This is a genomic window from Methylobacterium sp. GC_Met_3 (assembly GCF_026540775.1).
Classification (GTDB): Bacteria; Pseudomonadota; Alphaproteobacteria; order Rhizobiales; family Beijerinckiaceae; genus Methylobacterium.
Genome location: NZ_JALNUL010000171.1, coordinates 1 through 892 on the forward strand (window position 1 = coordinate 1; position 892 = coordinate 892).

General features: G+C 66.3%; 2 pseudogenes. One reads left to right on the plus strand and one right to left on the minus strand.

Annotation, left to right across the window (positions count from 1 at the left end):
- Nucleotides 1-154 precede the first annotated feature (154 nt).
- Nucleotides 155-485: pseudogene (locus OXS27_RS32355) on the minus strand (hypothetical protein); the annotation flags it as partial.
- Nucleotides 486-703: 218 nt separating this feature from the next.
- Here OXS27_RS32355 and OXS27_RS32360 point away from each other — a divergent pair.
- Nucleotides 704-892 (plus strand): annotated as a pseudogene (locus OXS27_RS32360) (porin family protein); the annotation flags it as partial.

An 892-nucleotide genomic window follows, 5' to 3' on the forward strand; every position in this document is an offset into this window, starting at 1 on the left:
TAGGCCAGTCCAGCCTACGAAGCCGTCCCTCTAAGCTGCTGAGCTCCGTCGAAGGGGTGCCGCACAGCAGCGTTCATCCGCGGCTGGCACGCTGATAAGGGTGCTGCTCTCAGCGGGTGACTGGACCGCGTAGCAACTCTCCGGCACCGGCAAGTCAGCCATATGGGCCACCGAACAGGTCCCCGAGCGCCTTCCGCCGAAACAGCGTGCGCCAGCGTCGCCGCTGATGCTCCGGCCGGTCGTGGATCATGTGGCAGCGCTGGCAGAAGGCCGCGAGATTGGCGTCGGCGTTGTTCGAGGTGTCGTGATCACGGTGGGCTGCCGCCAGCACCACCCGCGTCCGGCGCAACCTTCTAAGGATGTCGGCCTCTACCGCGATCCGGATCCGGCGGCCACAACCATCACGCCGCCGGCCGGCGTCCGCGTCCCACCAGCGGCCGTCCCCGAGGTGGTGGACCGTCCCGCCCGTGCGGTCGGCCGCAGCCGAACGACCACGTTCTGCTAGTTCGCAACCAAAGCGCCTCTGGCATGTCGTGGCGCTCTTGCATGTAGACCGCGAAGTATTACGGCGGTCGAGGGCGCGTTAAGAGGCGATTTACTACGACACGCCCCCTCATCACCCAAGGGTGTGTCCGTGAAACTACAGCTATTTAGCTCCGCATCCAGTAGTCATGCCTTCAGATTGAATGTTGGACCTGACGTGATGACAAAGCTCCTGGCCTCGCTGGCTGCCTTCACCGCCCTGACCGCCGCCGCTTCGGCAGCCGACCTGCCGCGCCGCCCCGGCCCGCCGCCCGTGTTCACCCCCGTGCCGGTGTTCACCTGGTCGGGCGCCTACTTCGGTATCAACGCCGGCTACGCCTTCGACGCCTCCAGCCGCTCGAACAGCTCG